This window comes from Shinella sp. WSC3-e (genome assembly GCF_945994535.1).
Taxonomy (GTDB): Bacteria; Pseudomonadota; Alphaproteobacteria; order Rhizobiales; family Rhizobiaceae; genus Shinella; species Shinella yambaruensis.
Genome location: NZ_OZ000530.1, coordinates 4,151,914 through 4,166,807, shown reverse-complemented (window position 1 = coordinate 4,166,807; position 14,894 = coordinate 4,151,914). Strand labels below are relative to the sequence as shown.

Below are 14,894 nucleotides of genomic sequence, written 5' to 3'. Positions count from 1 at the left end.
ACCATGTCCGTCCTTGGACTGAAGATCAACAACCTCGACCAGGCCGCCTCCGACGGGCGCACCTTCACCCGCATCAACCCGATTTCCGGCGAGGTCGCCTCGGAGGTCGCCGCCGCCTCGCTGGAGGATGCGCGCCAGGCCGTCAATGCCGCGGCGAAGGCCTTTCCCGCCTGGGCGGCGACCGGCCCCGGCCAGCGCCGCAAGCTGCTTCTTGCCGCCGCCGACAAGCTGCAGGCGAGAACGGCCGATTTCGTCGCCGCCATGGCCGCCGAGACGGGCGCGACGGCCGGCTGGGCGATGTTCAATGTGGGCCTTGCCGCCGACATGCTGCGCGAGGCCGCATCGCTGACGACGCAGATCACCGGCGAGATCATCCCCTCCAACCGCCCCGGCTCGCTCGCCATGGGCGTGCGCCAGCCGGCCGGCGTGGTCCTTTCCATGGCGCCGTGGAACGCGCCGGTCATCCTCGGCGTGCGCTCGCTCGCCACCCCGCTTGCCTGCGGCAACACGGTCGTCATGAAGACCTCGGAGATCTGCCCGCGCACCCACCGGCTGATCGTCGATGCGCTGCACGAGGCCGGCCTGCCGGAAGGCGTGCTCAACGCCGTCTCCAATGCGCCGGAGGATGCCGCCGCCATCGTCGAGGCGATGATCGCCCATCCCGCCGTGCGCCGCGTCAACTTCACCGGCTCCACCCGCGTCGGCCGCATCATTGCCGAGACCGCCGGGCGCTACCTGAAGCCGGCGCTGCTGGAACTCGGCGGCAAGGCGCCCTTCGTGGTGCTCGACGATGCCGATATCGACGCGGCCGTCGCCGCCGCGGCCTTCGGCGCGTATATGAACCAGGGCCAGATCTGCATGTCGACCGAGCGCATCGTCGTCGACGAGACGGTCTCCGACCGTTTCGTCGCTGCGCTCGCCGAGAAGGCGGCAACCCTCGTTGCCGGCGACCCGCGCGAGGGCAACACGCCGCTCGGCTCCGTCGTCGATGCCCATGCGGCCCAGCGGCTGGAACAGCTCATCCGCGATGCCGTGGGCAAGGGCGCGGTGCTTGCCGCCGGCGGCAGCGTGCGGGGCACGATCGTCGACGCCACCCTGCTCGACCGGGTGACGCCCGCCATGCGCATCTACAGCGAGGAGAGCTTCGGCCCGGTCGTCAGCGTCATCCGCGTCGGCTCGATCGACGAGGCGGTGCGGGTTGCCAACGACACGGAATACGGCCTTTCCGCCGCCGTCTTCGGCCGGGACGTCAACCGCGCCATGCAGGTTGCCCGCCGCATCGAATCCGGCATCTGCCACATCAACGGCCCGACCGTGCACGACGAGGCGCAGATGCCCTTCGGCGGCGTCAAGGAATCCGGCTACGGACGTTTCGGCGGCAGGGCCGGCATCGCCGAATTCACCGAACTGCGCTGGATCACCGTGCAGGACGGCGCCATCCATTATCCGATCTGAGCCATGGCGCTTCTCGACAGCAAGACCGCCATCGTGACGGGCGGGGCCGGCAGCATCGGCCTTGCCACCGCCCGGCTTTTCCTCGACGAGGGCGCCAATGTCGTCCTCGTCGACCGTGATCGCGCGGGGCTCGAAAGGGCCGCCGCCGGCCTGCCGCGGGAGCGCGTGGCGCTCGCGGCGGCGGATGTCACCGACAGCCTTTCGACGAAGGCCTATGTCAAGCTCGCCGTCGAGCGCTTCGGCGGCATCGACGTCCTGTTCTCCAATGCCGGCGTCTTCGGCACCGTCGCCCCGGTCGCCGATTATCCGCTGGACATCTTCGACATGGTGCAGGCGGTCCATGTGCGCGGCGCCTTCCTTGCCGCCAAGCATGCCGTGCCGCACATGCGCAGCGGCGGCAGCATCGTCATCACCTCCAGCGTGGCGGCGACGCGGGGCGATCCCGGCGTTTATGCCTATATCACTGCCAAGCACGCCCAGACCGGCCTGATGCGCTGCCTTGCCAAGGAGCTCGCCCCGCGCGGCATCCGCGTCAACACGGTCAACCCCGGCCCCGTCGACAACGGTTTCCAGCTTGCCGTGGAACAGGGTCTCGGCGCCGCGACCGGCATGGACGGCACGGCTTTCTTCAACGCGCTCATCCCCATGGGCCGTCATGCCAGCCCCGCGGAGATCGCCCGCTCCGTGCTCTATCTCGCCTCGGACAAGTCGAGCTTCGTCACCGGGACGATGCTGATGGTCGACGGCGGCATGAGCATCTGAAGCCGGAACGGCAGAAGACCCGGATGCAGGGGACATCCGGGCCTTCGGGGAGGTCAGCGGGAAAAGCGCTTACTTGCAGACCTTGATCGTCTTGAAGATCACATTGCCGTAGTAGTCGTAGGCCTTGACCTTCTTGATGAAGCAGTGCGGCTTGTAGCCGTAGCTGTAGTAGCCGGCCTGCGAGGGGGCGGCGAAGGAGATGGCGGCAACGGCGGCGATGGCGGCGGAAACGATGATCTTGCGCATGGGGTCTCTCCTGATCTCTCTTTGGGGATGAGCCTCTCTCATCCGGTGATCAGAAGATCGCATAGCGCCCCGCCGCCCGCTGTTCCGCAGGAAACAAGCAAGAACTAACGGAACAGCCGCTCCACATAATCCCGCCCGAGCCCGACCTTCTCGTAGTGGTCGCGACAGAGAGCGATGTAGTTGTGCACATCGAAGAAACCGTCCGGCTCGCCCTTGTCGTCGAGCCAGATGAGCGGGCCCTTGACCTGGAAGAACACCTTCATCGGCTGCTCGTGCTCGTAGGCGACGAGCGTGTGGCCCTCGCCGGGCGTCTCGTAGACGAAATCGCCGGCCGTCGCCGTCCAGTCGTGCTCCAGATAGCCCCACTTGCCGGAGATCGTGTAGGCGAAGACCTCGTGCGGGTGGTAGTGGCGGTTCACCAGCCCTGCCTTCTTCGCCATGAGGATGTCGCACCACTTGTTCTGCGTCGGGGAGATCCACAGCGGACGGGAGGAGACGGTCTCGGTGAAGGGCACGTAGTAGCGCTCGTCGTCGGTCGGCGCGTTCTGAAGATAGACTTCCGGCAGGGCATCCGGCTGGAACACCTTGTCGATCGGCTTCAGGTCCTTCCAGAATTCGTTCGTGGCAAGCTCGGGCATGGCTTCTCCTCCTCGTGTGATGGTTCAGGCGCGGACCGCGATGTCGAGCAGCGCGAGCGTCCGCTTCGTCTCGATATGGTCGATCGCCTCGGCAAGCGCGCCGGCAAGGGCCGCGCCGTCGGTGACGCGCCTTGCATGGGCCCGGCTCGCCTCGGCGACCTTCACGAAATCCGGCACAGGCGAGAGCGCGGTCAGCGGCATGCGGTTGGTCTTCGCCGCATAGCCGTCCGGATAGAGGCCGAGCACCGACTGGCGCACCGCGCCCCATTCGGCATTGTTGACGATGAGGACGAGGATCGGCAGTTCCAGCGCCTCGGCGATCTGGTGGCAGGCGACGGGATTGGCGAACATGTAGGAGCCGTCGCCCATGGTGGCGACGACGAGCCGCCCGCGCCGCGCCAGCTGCATGCCGAGCGCGGCGGGAAAGCACCAGCCGAGCCCGCCGGAATGCGGCTCCTGATACCAGGCCTGGTGACGGGAGAGCGTCATCGGCGAAAGCGGGCAGCCGAGTTCGGAGAGCACGGTGGCATCCCGGCCCGCCAGCGCCTCGGAAAGCGTCAGGCTGACGAAATCCTTCGTCATCGGCGTGCCGCCCCCGCGCCGGGCCGCATCGAGCACGGCGGTGCGGGCTTTCCCGTTGCGTTCCGCCACTGCGGCGGCGCGGCTTTCCACCCGGGCGCGATGGGCGGGCAGCAGCGGGTCCATCGCCGCCTTCAGGGCAATGAGACCGGCATCGACATCGCCGGCCAGCGTCACGTCGGAGCGGAAGTAGCGCACCGGCTGGCGCTGGTAGAGCGGGTCCTGGGCGAGCTGGATGACCTTGCAGCCGGGCCGCAGCGCATGGGCATCCGGCGACCAGGGCGCCAGCGCATCGAGAACCAGCACCACGTCGGCCGCCTCCAGCAACGGCCCCGGATCGGCCTGCGCGGCCATCGGATGATCCGTCGCCATGGCAAGCTGCACGGCCCAGTACTGGCAGACGGGAATGCCCCATTCGCCTGCAAGCGCCGCAAGGGCGGCAAAACCCTCGGCCGAGCCGGCGCCGCGCTGCGCGAAGACCACCGGGTTCGCCGCCGCCGCCAGGAGGCGCGCGGCCTCCGCCACCGCTTCGGCCGGCGGCGCGGCGACGGCCGGCATCATCGTTGCGGGCGCTTCCAGCCCCTTCGTCGGACAGGACTGGCAGAGCACCTCGCGCGGCAGGCTCATATAGACCGGCCCGCGCGGCGTGGAACAGGCGATCGCATGCGCCCGGTCGACCATCTGCGGGATGTGCTCGGGAAAGCGCAGCTCGTCGTCCCACTTGCAGGCCTCGCGCACCAGCGCCGCCTGGTCGCGCATCTCCTGCCCCCAGCCGATCGGCACGGTGCGCGACCCCTTTCGTCCGCGCTCGGTGACCGGCGTGCGGCCGGAGAAGAGCAGGACCGGGACATGCTCCATCGCGGCGTTGATCGCGCCGATGGCGCAATTGGCAAGGCCGACATTGGTATGCGCCATCACCGCCTGGGCGCGGCCCGTCGCCAGATAATAACCGTGCGCCATGCCCATCGCCGCCGATTCGTGCGGCATGACGAGCGCCTGCGGCAGGGCGATTCCCTTCGCCTCCGCCTCGGCCAGGCCCTCGATGATCGGCGGGAAATCCGTGCCGGAATTGGCGAAGATATAGTCGATGCCGACCGCCTTCAGCCGGGCGAGCAGCGCACCGCCCGCCGTCATCGCCGGCGCCCCGGCAAGATCGTCTTCGCCCATCGGAACCTCCCCCGTCGTGCGGCAGCCTGCCCGCGGCCGCCGGTCTCCTCGAACCGGACGGCACAGGCCTCAGACCGCACTGTGACAGGCGGGACGGTGATGTAAAATGAAATGCCGGCCGCAACACATAACGAAAGCCGTATGAATTGCGCTTGGAGTTACGGAATTCCGGCCGCAAAACCGCTGCGCACTTTTGCTGGAATTCCTCTAGTGCAGCCCGCCGACGCCGAGCAGGGTTTCGACCGTGTGCCGGTCGGCGGAGAGCGCCGCCGGGGTGCCTGTCCAGGCGATGCGGCCGCGCTCCAGGATGATCACGTCGTCGGCGAAGTCGAGCGCGCTCTGGATGCGCTGCTCGACGATGAGGATGGTCATTTCGCCGGAGGCCGCGAGCGTGCCGAACGCCGCCATCAGCTCCTCGCAGATGACCGGGGCAAGGCCCTCCAGCGGCTCGTCGAGCAGGAGCACGGAGGGCTGGCCGAGGATGGTACGCGCCGTCGTCAGCATCTGCTGTTCGCCGCCGGAAAGCTGCGAGCCGAGGTTCCTGCGCCGCTCCTTGAGCCGCGGGAACATCTGGTAGGCGTCCTCGATGGCCCCGCGCGGACGGCCCTTCAGCCCGACGAAGAGGTTCTCCTCCACCGTCAGCGTCGGGAAGACGTCGCGCGACTGCGGCACATAGCCGAGACCCTTCAGGGCGCGGGCGGAGCTGCCGATGCCCTCGATCGCCTCGCCGCCGAGGCGGATCGCGCCGCCATAGCGCTTCGTCTGGCCGGCGAGCGTGGCGAAGAGCGTGGATTTTCCCATGCCGTTGCGGCCGAGCACGGCGAGCCTGCGGCCGGCATCGGCGGCGAAGGAGATGTCCTCCAGCACCCGCGTCGGGCCGTAGCCGGCGGAAAGGCCGGATATTTCAAGCGACGCTGCGGGCATCGGCATAACTCCCGAGATAGGCCTGGCGGACGCGGGCATCCTTCGTCACCGCGTCCGGCGATCCGTCGAAGATGATCTCGCCCGCCGCCAGCACGACGACGCGCCTTGCGAAGCGGAAGACGAGGTCCATGTCGTGCTCGATCATCAGCACGGCGAGGTCCGCCGGCAGGTCGGCGATCGCCTGCTCGATGCGCGCCGTATCGCTCTGCGGCACGCCGGCGGCGGGCTCGTCGAGCAGCAGGACCCGGGGCTTGAGCGCAAGGGCAAGCGCGAGCTCCAGGAGGCGTTGCTGGCCATAGGCGATCTCGCTGACGCGGTGGCGGGCAAGCTGGGCGATGCCGAGCCGGGCAAGAAGCGCATGGACCTCGTCCATCACGTCCGGCATGGCGCGGTGGCTGGCGAACATGCGGCCGGTCCGGCCCTCGCGCTGCAGGATGGCGAGCGCGACATGCTCCTCCGGCGTCATCTCGGAGAAGAGCCGCGTCACCTGGAAGGACCGCACGAGGCCGCGGCGCACGCGCTCCGTCGGCCCGAGGCGGGTGACATCCTCGCCGCCGAGCGCGACGGAGCCGGAATTCGGCAGGAGGTTGCCGGTGACGAGGTTGACGAAGGTCGTCTTGCCGGCACCGTTCGGGCCGATCAGCGCGACCCGGTCGCCCGGCGCCATCGAAAGGGAGACGTCGTTGGTGACGGCAAGGCCGCCGAAGGTCCGTTTCAGGTTGCGGACGTCGAAGATCGCGCTCATCGGTCCTTCCTCCCGCGGCGTTCGAGAAGGGCGGCGAGCGAGCCGTAGAGCCCCTTCGGCGCGAAGAGCACCACGGCGATCAGCAGCGCGCCGACGATGGTGAGCCAGTGGAACGGGTTGGCCGCCGAGACGACATCCTCGAACCACAGGAAGGAAAGCGTGCCGATCAGCGCGCCATAGAGCGAACCGGTGCCGCCGAGCACGAGCATGACGAGGGCTTCGGCCGAGAGCGTGAAGGACAGGCTGTCGAGGCCGACGACCTGGGTCGAGATGGCGTTGAGCGCCCCGCCCGCCCCGGCGACGGCGCCCGATATGGCATACATGCGGATCAGCGTGCCGTGCACCGAGGCGCCCATGGCGCGCACGCGCAGCGGATCCTGCTTGATGCCGCGGCAGAGCATGCCGAAGGGCGAGCGCACGATCTGGCGCAGGACGACGAAGGCGGCAATGAGCAGCACGATGCCGAAGACATAGGCCGTGCGGCCCCACAGGTCGAACGGATAGAGGCCGAAGACGGGATCCGGCATGATGCCGGCAAGGCCGTCGCTGCCGCCGGTCCAGCCGGACGCCTTGTTCGCCGCCTCATGGGCGAGGTGAATGATGGCGATGGAGAGCACGAGCTGCGGCAGGCCATGCGCCCGAAGCACGACGGCGCCGGAGACGAGGCCGGCGAGCGCGCCCGCGACCACGCCGACGGCCAGCATGGCGATCGGATCGGTGATGCCGAAATGGGCCGCCGCGATGCCCGCCCCATAGGCCCCCGCGCCGAACAGCGCGGCATGGCCGAGCGTCGCCACGCCGCAATAGCCGGTGACGAGGTCGAGCGAGAGGACCAGCAGCGCGATCGCCGTGATGCGCGTCAGCAGCGCGAGGTTGTTCGGGAAGAGGAGATAGCCGAGGACGGCGACCGCGAGGATGACGAGGACGCCGACCGCGTCGCGCGTCAGGCGGGCGCGGCGGTCCCGGGCGGTGGAGAGGGTTCCGGTGTTCATGGTGAGCGCCATCACTTCGCCCTTCCGGCAAGGCCGCGCGGGAAAATCCAGACGATGGCGATGACCGCGAGATAGAAGAAGAATTCGCCGAATTCCGGCATCAGGTAGCGTCCCGTCGTATCGATGGCGCCGAGCAGCAGGCAGGCGGCAAGGGCGCCGGGAATGGACCCCGCCCCGCCGACAGAGACGACGACGAGGAAGGTCACCATGTAGCGCAGCGCATAATAGGGTTCGATCGGCAGCAGCTCGGCGCCGACGACGCCGCCGAAGGCGGCAAGGCCGACCGCGACGGCGAAGCTGACGGCATAGACGACCTCGGTCTTCACGCCGAGGGCGGCGGCCATGGCCGCATTGTCGACGCTCGCGCGCAGCTTCACGCCGAAGGCGGTGCGCTCGATGAAATACCAGAGGCCGAGTGCGACCGCGGCGCCGCAGGCGATGACGAAGAGACGGTGCGCCGAGACCGTACGGAAGCCGAGGCTGACCGGCTCGCGCAGGCTGTCCGGCGTCGGGATGGTCTTGAGCGTCGGGCCGAAGACATAGTTGGCGATGCCGATGACGCAGAAGGTGATGCCGATGGTCATCAGTACCTGCGTCAGCTCCGGCTGGCTATAGATGCGGCGGTAGAGCAGGCGCTCGACGGGGATGGCGATGAGGATGGTGCCGACGACGGCGAGCATGACGGCGACGGCATAGGCAAGGCCGAGGTCGCGCGCGGCATAGGAGGCGATGTAGCCGCCGATCATCGCGAAGGCGCCATGCGCCAGGTTGACGACCCGCATCAGCCCCATCGTCACCGAGAGGCCGATGGAGATGACGAAGAGCACCATGCCGTAGGCGAGCGCATCGACGCCGATGCTGAAAACCGTTTGCATCAAACTATCCTGCTGTGGCCGGGCTTGCGGCCGTTTGTCCGGATATGCGGGTGGATCCTCGGGTCAGGCCCGAGGATGACGCAAGAAGAGAAGGCGGTGGATCAATGCAACGGTTCCGCTTGCCACAACGTCGGACGGGGTTCGCGACCTCTTCTCCCCGCCGTCATCCTCGGGCTCGCCCCAAGGATCCACCCGCCTGACGCAAGAAGAGAAGGACGGTGGATCAATGCGACGGTTCCGCTTGCCGCAACGTCGGATGGGGTTCGCAACCTCTCCTCCCCGCCGTCATCCTCGGGCCTGACCCGAGGATCCACCCGCCCGGCGCAAAACACGTTACTTCGCCGCCGCAAGGCCCGGGTCGCCCTGCTTCTCGAAGGTCTGGACCTCCTTGTTGTAATAGGTCCCGTCGTCGGCCTTGGCCACTTCGCGCAGATAGATGTTCTGCGTGATATGGCGGCTTTCCGCATCGATCGTCACCGGCCCGCGCGGGCTTTCCCAGGAAAGGCCCTTGACGGCCTCGACCGCCTTGGCCGCGTCCTGCTCGCCGCCCGTCGCCTCGATCATCTTGTAGATGACATGCATGCCGTCATAGGCGCCGACTGCGGGGAAGGAGAGCTCCGCCGGGTTGCCGATCGCCTTGCCGGCGGCCTCGACGAATTTCTTGTTCTCCGCCGAATCGTGCGAGACGGCATAGTGGAAGGTGGTCGTGAGACCGAGCGCCGCCTCGCCGAGCGCCGGCAGGTCGGATTCCTGCGTCAGGTCGCCGGGGGCGAAGAACTTGACGCCGCCGGCCTTGAGGCCGTTCTCGTTGAAGGCCTTGACGAAGCCGAGCGTCGTCGGGCCGGAGGGCAGGAAGGCGAAGACGCCCTCGGCGCCCGAATCCTTGATGCGCTGCATGATCGGCGAGAAATCGTTGGTCTGGAGCGGCATGCGGATCGCCTCGACGATCTCGCCGCCCGCCGCCTCGAAGCCCGCCTTGAAGGCGGCTTCCGCGTCGACGCCCGGCCCGTAGTCGCTGACGACGGAGATGACCTTCCTGGTGCCGCCGTCGAAGGCGACCTTGGCGATCGGCGTCGAGGTCTGCCAGGTGGTGAAGGAGGTGCGCACCACATAGGGGCTCTTGGTGACGATGGCGGAGGTCGCCGCGTTCATCACCACCATGGGCACGTTCGCCTGTTCGAGCAGCGGGGTGGCGGCCATGGCATCCGGCGTGAAGTAGAATCCGGCTAAGTACTGCACGCCCTCCTTGACGACGAGCTCCTGCGACAGCGCCTTGGACTGGGCCGGATCGGCGGTCGGGATGTCGCGGTAGATCACCTCGATCGTATCGTCGCCGACCGCGTTGCCGTTCAGCGCCATATAGGCGTCGATACCCGCCTTGAAGTTCTTGCCCTGCAGCGCGAAGGGGCCGGAGAACGGCCCGACGACGCCGACCTTGATCGTATCGGCATGGGCGACGCTGCCCATCAGCACAGCCGCCAGCGCGGCGATCGCGACATGTTTCATGTTTTCCTCCCTGAAAGGCCGGTCTCCCGCCGGTGCCCGATCCTGTCCCAAACTGGATTTTTGTCAGATTGACAGATGAAACGGTAATGTAAAATGAAAAGGTATGGCCATTTCATAACTTAGGAGTTATTAAAATACCTCAGGCGGCACCCAGTCGGCGAAGCGACGACAGCAGCGTGTCGGCAAGGCGGAGGGCAGCGCCGGCGGCGACCACCATCTGCGGCAGGATCAGCCATTCGAGCGTCCAGGCCGAGCCGGAACGCTCCTGCTCGTGCACCATCGCCTGCGCCAGGCCGCCGAGCTGCGCCGCGTTGAACCGGGCAAGCGTGACCAGAACTTCGGCGGCGACCGGGTTCTGCTTGTGCGGCATGGCGGAGGAACCGCCGCCGCCGGCGAGCGCGATCTCGTCGCCCCGGTCGGCCAGAAGGGCGACGTCCTGCCCGATCTTTCCGAGGCTGCCGGTGATGCCGGAAAGGAGGGCGGCCAGATCCAGGATGCGGTCCCGCTGGCTATGCCATTGCGGGGCGTCGGCAAGGCCGAGGTTGCGGGCAAGCGCGGCGCGCACGGCCGGTGCTTTCTCGCCCAGTTTCTCCAGCGTGCCCGCCGCGCCGCCGAACTGCACGGCAAGCCCCTCCTCCATCAGGCCCGTCACGCGCGTGCGATGGCGCTCCAGCGGCGCGCGCCAGGCGCCGACGCGGTCCGCCACGGTGACGGGGATGGCGGCCTGCATGCGGGTACGCCCCATCAGTTCCCGGTCGCCGAAGGTGGCGGCGAGGCCATCGAGCACGCCGGCCAGCCCTCCCAGCCGTTTTTCAAGGACGGGCAAGACGCGGGAGAGGCGCAGCATCAGCCCGCTGTCGACGACATCCTGGCTGGTCGCGCCGACATGCACATGCCGGCCATGCGGCTCGCCGACGGCGGCGCGGAGCTGGCGAACGAAGTCGGGCACCACCACGCCGTCACGGGCGGTGGCGGCCCTGAGACTGGCGACGTCGGGCGAGAAGCGGTGCGCAACAGCCTCGATCGCCCCGGCCGCGTCCGCCGGGATGACGCCCGCCTCCGCCTCGGCCCTGGCCAGCGCCACCTCGAAGGCCAGCATGGCCTCGAGTTCCGCCGCGACGGAAAACAGCGCCGCCACCGCCTCGTCGCCGAGGAGGCCGGAGAGATAGGGATGGTCGAAGGGCGAGACGGTCATGGGGCGCTCTTTTGCGATGGGAAGCGCGTGGATCCTCGGGTCGAGCCCGAGGATGACGAAAGAAGAGAGGTTTGTCGTCAAACCAACGGCATCGCATGCCGCATCGTTCATGAGGTCCGTGACCTCTCCTCCCCTCCGTCATCCTCGGGCTCGACCCGAGGATCCACGCGGCAGGTGACGAGCTTAACACACAGCCTAGATATCGAAGAACACCGTTTCCTTCTCGCCCTGCAGGTGGATGTCGAAGCGGTAGCTGTCGCCGTCCGCCGCCGCGATCAGCGTCGGCACGCGCACGCGGTGCTCGATGCGGGCGAGCACCGGGTCCTCGGCATTGGCCGCCGCCTCGTCGCCGAAATAGAGGCGCGTGTTGAGGCCGAGATTGATGCCGCGGGCGACGATCCAGAACGAGACGTGCGGCGCCATCAGGCGGCCGTCCCTGAAGGGCACGCGGCCGGGCTTGACGGTCTCGAAGCGGTATTCGCCGTTCTCTCCGTCAGTGGCCGAGCGGCCCCAGCCGGAAAAATTGGGATCGGCGCTGCCGCGCAGCTCCGAGGGGCTGTTGTAGAGGCCGGCCGCATCCGCCTGCCAGATCTCGATCAGCGCGTCCTTCAGCGGCGTGCCGGTGCCGTCGAGCACCCGACCGGTGATGGTGATGCGCCGGCCGAGCGTCCTGTCGTTCACCATGGTCGCGCCGAGATCGCTCTCGTAGACGCCGGTGATGCCGGAAAAATTCGGCGTGAGGCCGATATGGACATAAGGCCCCGCCGTCTGCGAGGCGCTTTCCTTGAGGGTACCGAGCGGCTGCACCATCAGTTGCCCTCCATCCGGTTCTCGAAAAGCGTCGAGCGGCGGCCGCGCAGCACGATGTCGAACTTGTAGGCGCGCGCATCCATGGGGATCGTGTTGCCCCAGTCGAGCGCGGCGACCAGCTGCTCGATCGCCGCCCTGTCCGGGATCGTCTGCACGATGGGACATTTCCAGATCATCGGGTCGCCCTCGAAATACATCTGCGTGATCAGCCGCTGGGCAAAGCCGTGGCCGAAGACGGAGAAATGGATATGCGCCGGTCGCCAGTCGTTGACGCCGTTCGGCCAGGGATAGGGCCCGGGCTTGACGGTGCGGAAGGCATAGTGGCCGTCCTCGTCGGTGATGGTGCGCCCGCAACCGCCGAAATTCGGATCGAGCGGGGCGAGGTAGCTCTCCTTCTTGTGGCGGTAGCGCCCGCCGGCATTGGCCTGCCAGAATTCGAGCAGCGCGCCTGCCACCGGCCGCGCCCGCTCGTCAAGCACCCGGCCGTGCACGATGATGCGCTCGCCGATCGCGCTTTCGCCGGGTTTTGCGAAATTGTGGATCAGGTCGTTGTCGAGCTCGCCGAGCATCGCATGGCCGAAGACCGGGCCGGTGATCTCAGAGACCGTGCCGTCGAGCGAGAGCAAGGCCTTCTGCGGCGAGCGCAGCACCGAGGTCTTGTAGCCCGGCGTCAGGCCCGGCGGGTGCCACAGGCGATCGCGGGAGAAGAAGGCGCCCGTCTCGGGCTTGCGATTGGAAAGGTCCGTCATGGTTCCCTCAGGCCGCCTTTTCGGCGTCCATGTCCTCGAAGACGTGCTTGGCGATCCTGATCGCCCGGTTGGCCGCCGGCACGCCGGCATAGATCGCCACATGCAGAAGCGCCTCGGCGATATCCTCGCGGCTCGCGCCGGTATTGACGGTGGCGCGCACATGCATCGCCACCTCCTCGTCATGGCCGAGCGCGGCCAGCAGCGCGATCGTCACCATGGAGCGCTCGCGCATCGTCCAGCCGGGCCGCGACCAGACCGTGCCCCAGGCCGCTTCGGTGATCAGCTCCTGGAAGGGCTGGTCGAAGGCGGTGGCGCCGGAGGAGGCGCGGTCGACATGGCTGTCGCCGAGCACCGCGCGCCGGGTCACCATGCCCTGGCGGTAGCGGTCGGAAAAGGTATGCGCATCAGCCATGTGGCTCGTCTCCGGCAGGTAGGGTGGCGATGAAGGCGCGGATCATCTCCGTCAGCATTTCCGGCTGCTCGACGCAGGGAATGTGCCCGGCGTCCTTGATGACCTCGTAGCGGGCGCCGGCAATCAGCTTTGCCATGGACAGCACGACATCCGGCGGCGTCGAGCCGTCCTGGTCGCCGACGACGCAGAGCGTCGGCACGGCGAGGCGTTCCGTCGAATGGGTGAGGTCGGCATCGCGCAGCGCCGCGCAGGTGGCGGCATAGCCGACCGCGGACTGGCGGGTGAGCATGTTGCGGTAGCCGTGATAGGCCGCGTTTTCCGGACGGCGGAAGGCCGGCGTGAACCAGCGCTCCATGACGGCGTCGGCAAGGCTTTCGATACCCTTCGCCTCGACGCTTTCGATGCGCGCGTTCCACATCTCGGCCGTGCCGATCTTGTGCGCGGTGTCGCAGAGCACCAGCGCCCGGACGAGGTCCGGCCGCTTCGCCGCAAGCCCCTGCGCGATCATGCCGCCGACGGAAAGGCCGCAGATGACGGCGTCCTTCACGTCGAGCCGGTCGAGCAGCGCGGCGAGATCGAGGACGTGGTCGTCGATCGAATAGGGCACCTGGCCGAGATCGGACAGGCCATGGCCACGCTTGTCGTAGGTGACGATGGGAAAGTCGCCGGCGAGGCGCACGACGACATCGCGCCAGATGCGGAAGTCGGTGCCGAGCGAATTGGCAAAGACGATCACCGGCCGGCCCGCCGGCCCGCCGATCAGCTGATGGTGCAAGATGACGTCGTTGACGGTTGCGAACTGCACTTCTGTCTCCTCCCGTTTCCGCAGATTGGCCCCTTGATCTGGTTAGGTAAAATGATATTTCATGCCGTTTCGTTAACTTGAGGGTTATGAGAGCCGTGATCGACAGCCGCGTCAAGTTCCGCCATCTGCAGACCTTTGTCGAGGTGGCCCGCCAGAGAAGCGTGATGAAGGCGGCGGAGATCCTGCATGTCAGCCAGCCCGCCGTGACGAAGACGATCCGCGAGCTGGAGGAGGTTCTCGGCGTCGCCGTCTTCGAGCGCGAGGGGCGCGGCATCAAGATCACCCGGCATGGCGAGGTCTTCCTCAAGCATGCCGGTGCGGTGCTGGCGGCGCTCCGGCAGGGCTTCGATTCGGTCTCGCAGGCGCTTTCCGGCGATGCCCCGCCGATCCGCATCGGCGCCCTGCCCACCGTCTCCACGCGCATCATGCCGAAGGCGATGGCACTGTTCCTCGCAGAGGAGACGGGCGCGCGCATCAAGATCGTCACGGGCGAAAACGCGGTTCTGCTGGAACAGCTGCGCGTCGGGGACCTCGACCTCGTCGTCGGGCGCCTTGCCGCGCCGGAGAAGATGGCCGGCTTCTCCTTCGAGCATCTCTATTCGGAAAAGGTGGTGTTCTGCGTGCGCGCCGGCCATCCGCTGCTTGCCGGCGGCTCGGCCTTTGCCGGGCTCGACGCCTATCCCGTGCTGATGCCGACGCGCGCCTCGATCATCCGCCCCTTCGTCGAAAGCTTCCTGATCGCCAACGGCATTGCCGGGCTGGCGAACCAGATCGAGACCGTGTCCGACGCCTTCGGCCGCGCCTTCGTGCGCGAGAGCGATGCGATCTGGATCATCTCCGAAGGGGTCGTGGCGGCGGATATCGCCGATGGCGCGCTCGCGGCCCTGCCGATCGACACGAGCGGCACGAAAGGCCCCGTCGGCCTCACCATGCGCACCGACGCCGTGCCGTCCATGCCGCTGTCGATCCTCATCCAGACCATCCGCGAGGTGGCGGGCAAGGTATCGCCCGCGGCTTGAGCCTCCTTCTCCCCT

At 67.8% G+C, this 14,894-nt stretch carries 16 protein-coding genes; 3 read left to right on the top strand and 13 right to left on the bottom strand.

What is annotated here, in order from left to right:
* Nucleotides 1-3: 3 nt before the first annotated feature.
* The gene (locus AABF56_RS20425) at nt 4-1,455 is read left to right on the top strand and encodes an aldehyde dehydrogenase (protein WP_272807336.1); all 1,452 of its coding nucleotides are present in this window, start codon (nt 4-6) and stop codon (nt 1,453-1,455) included.
* Between the two features lie 3 nt (nt 1,456-1,458).
* Nucleotides 1,459-2,217, top strand: a complete 759-nt coding sequence (locus tag AABF56_RS20420) for an SDR family NAD(P)-dependent oxidoreductase (protein ID WP_272807335.1) — start codon at nt 1,459-1,461, stop codon at nt 2,215-2,217.
* A 69-nt stretch (nt 2,218-2,286) separates the two neighbouring features.
* Here the strand turns inward: AABF56_RS20420 and AABF56_RS20415 are convergent, their stop codons facing one another.
* The 13 genes from AABF56_RS20415 to pcaD all read right to left on the bottom strand — a co-directional run bounded on the left by AABF56_RS20415 (nt 2,287) and on the right by pcaD (nt 13,860).
* Nucleotides 2,287-2,463, bottom strand: coding sequence for a hypothetical protein (locus tag AABF56_RS20415; RefSeq protein ID WP_168168893.1), 177 nt, complete (start codon nt 2,461-2,463; stop codon nt 2,287-2,289).
* A gap of 104 nt (nt 2,464-2,567) precedes the next feature.
* Nucleotides 2,568-3,101, bottom strand: a complete 534-nt coding sequence (locus AABF56_RS20410) for a 2,4'-dihydroxyacetophenone dioxygenase family protein (RefSeq protein WP_272807334.1) — start codon at nt 3,099-3,101, stop codon at nt 2,568-2,570.
* Nucleotides 3,102-3,125: 24 nt separating this feature from the next.
* Entirely contained in the window at nt 3,126-4,847 is a 1,722-nt protein-coding gene (locus AABF56_RS20405) for a thiamine pyrophosphate-requiring protein (RefSeq protein ID WP_272807333.1), read from the bottom strand.
* 207 nt (nt 4,848-5,054) lie between these two features.
* Nucleotides 5,055-5,771, bottom strand: a complete 717-nt coding sequence (locus tag AABF56_RS20400) for an ABC transporter ATP-binding protein (protein ID WP_272807332.1) — start codon at nt 5,769-5,771, stop codon at nt 5,055-5,057.
* Entirely contained in the window at nt 5,752-6,516 is a 765-nt protein-coding gene (locus AABF56_RS20395; RefSeq protein WP_272807331.1) for an ABC transporter ATP-binding protein, read from the bottom strand. The genes AABF56_RS20400 and AABF56_RS20395 overlap by 20 nt, the downstream gene beginning before the upstream one ends.
* Nucleotides 6,513-7,508, bottom strand: a complete 996-nt coding sequence (locus tag AABF56_RS20390; RefSeq protein WP_272807330.1) for a branched-chain amino acid ABC transporter permease — start codon at nt 7,506-7,508, stop codon at nt 6,513-6,515. The genes AABF56_RS20395 and AABF56_RS20390 overlap by 4 nt, the downstream gene beginning before the upstream one ends.
* Nucleotides 7,509-7,519: 11 nt before the next feature.
* On the bottom strand, nt 7,520-8,383 hold the full coding sequence (locus tag AABF56_RS20385; protein WP_272807329.1) for a branched-chain amino acid ABC transporter permease: 864 nt from the start codon (nt 8,381-8,383) through the stop codon (nt 7,520-7,522).
* A gap of 333 nt (nt 8,384-8,716) precedes the next feature.
* Nucleotides 8,717-9,889: an ABC transporter substrate-binding protein gene (locus AABF56_RS20380; RefSeq protein ID WP_272807328.1), complete on the bottom strand. Its 1,173-nt coding sequence runs from the start codon at nt 9,887-9,889 to the stop codon at nt 8,717-8,719.
* A gap of 139 nt (nt 9,890-10,028) precedes the next feature.
* Entirely contained in the window at nt 10,029-11,084 is a 1,056-nt protein-coding gene (locus AABF56_RS20375; protein WP_272807327.1) for a 3-carboxy-cis,cis-muconate cycloisomerase, read from the bottom strand.
* A 195-nt stretch (nt 11,085-11,279) separates the two neighbouring features.
* The gene (gene pcaG, locus AABF56_RS20370; RefSeq protein WP_272807326.1) at nt 11,280-11,894 is read right to left on the bottom strand and encodes a protocatechuate 3,4-dioxygenase subunit alpha; all 615 of its coding nucleotides are present in this window, start codon (nt 11,892-11,894) and stop codon (nt 11,280-11,282) included.
* The gene (gene pcaH / locus AABF56_RS20365) at nt 11,894-12,643 is read right to left on the bottom strand and encodes a protocatechuate 3,4-dioxygenase subunit beta (protein ID WP_272807325.1); all 750 of its coding nucleotides are present in this window, start codon (nt 12,641-12,643) and stop codon (nt 11,894-11,896) included. The genes pcaG and pcaH overlap by 1 nt, the downstream gene beginning before the upstream one ends.
* 7 nt (nt 12,644-12,650) lie before the next feature.
* Nucleotides 12,651-13,055, bottom strand: coding sequence for a 4-carboxymuconolactone decarboxylase (pcaC, locus tag AABF56_RS20360; RefSeq protein WP_272807324.1), 405 nt, complete (start codon nt 13,053-13,055; stop codon nt 12,651-12,653).
* Nucleotides 13,048-13,860 (bottom strand): 3-oxoadipate enol-lactonase, encoded by an 813-nt coding sequence (gene pcaD, locus AABF56_RS20355; protein ID WP_272807323.1) that lies wholly within the window; start codon nt 13,858-13,860, stop codon nt 13,048-13,050. The genes pcaC and pcaD overlap by 8 nt, the downstream gene beginning before the upstream one ends.
* 95 nt (nt 13,861-13,955) lie before the next feature.
* On the opposite strand from pcaD, the gene pcaQ reads away from it, so the two are divergent.
* Nucleotides 13,956-14,879, top strand: a complete 924-nt coding sequence (pcaQ, locus tag AABF56_RS20350; RefSeq protein ID WP_245083295.1) for a pca operon transcription factor PcaQ — start codon at nt 13,956-13,958, stop codon at nt 14,877-14,879.
* Nucleotides 14,880-14,894 lie beyond the last annotated feature (15 nt).

Coding starts and splice junctions, on each gene's coding strand:
- AABF56_RS20425 (WP_272807336.1), top strand. CDS start 4: ATGTCCGTCCTTGGACTGAAGATCAACAACCTCGACCAGGCCGCCTCC.
- AABF56_RS20420 (WP_272807335.1), top strand. CDS start 1,459: ATGGCGCTTCTCGACAGCAAGACCGCCATCGTGACGGGCGGGGCCGGC.
- AABF56_RS20415 (WP_168168893.1), bottom strand. CDS start 2,463: ATGCGCAAGATCATCGTTTCCGCCGCCATCGCCGCCGTTGCCGCCATC.
- AABF56_RS20410 (WP_272807334.1), bottom strand. CDS start 3,101: ATGCCCGAGCTTGCCACGAACGAATTCTGGAAGGACCTGAAGCCGATC.
- AABF56_RS20405 (WP_272807333.1), bottom strand. CDS start 4,847: ATGGGCGAAGACGATCTTGCCGGGGCGCCGGCGATGACGGCGGGCGGT.
- AABF56_RS20400 (WP_272807332.1), bottom strand. CDS start 5,771: ATGCCCGCAGCGTCGCTTGAAATATCCGGCCTTTCCGCCGGCTACGGC.
- AABF56_RS20395 (WP_272807331.1), bottom strand. CDS start 6,516: ATGAGCGCGATCTTCGACGTCCGCAACCTGAAACGGACCTTCGGCGGC.
- AABF56_RS20390 (WP_272807330.1), bottom strand. CDS start 7,508: ATGAACACCGGAACCCTCTCCACCGCCCGGGACCGCCGCGCCCGCCTG.
- AABF56_RS20385 (WP_272807329.1), bottom strand. CDS start 8,383: ATGCAAACGGTTTTCAGCATCGGCGTCGATGCGCTCGCCTACGGCATG.
- AABF56_RS20380 (WP_272807328.1), bottom strand. CDS start 9,889: ATGAAACATGTCGCGATCGCCGCGCTGGCGGCTGTGCTGATGGGCAGC.
- AABF56_RS20375 (WP_272807327.1), bottom strand. CDS start 11,084: ATGACCGTCTCGCCCTTCGACCATCCCTATCTCTCCGGCCTCCTCGGC.
- pcaG (WP_272807326.1), bottom strand. CDS start 11,894: ATGGTGCAGCCGCTCGGTACCCTCAAGGAAAGCGCCTCGCAGACGGCG.
- pcaH (WP_272807325.1), bottom strand. CDS start 12,643: ATGACGGACCTTTCCAATCGCAAGCCCGAGACGGGCGCCTTCTTCTCC.
- pcaC (WP_272807324.1), bottom strand. CDS start 13,055: ATGGCTGATGCGCATACCTTTTCCGACCGCTACCGCCAGGGCATGGTG.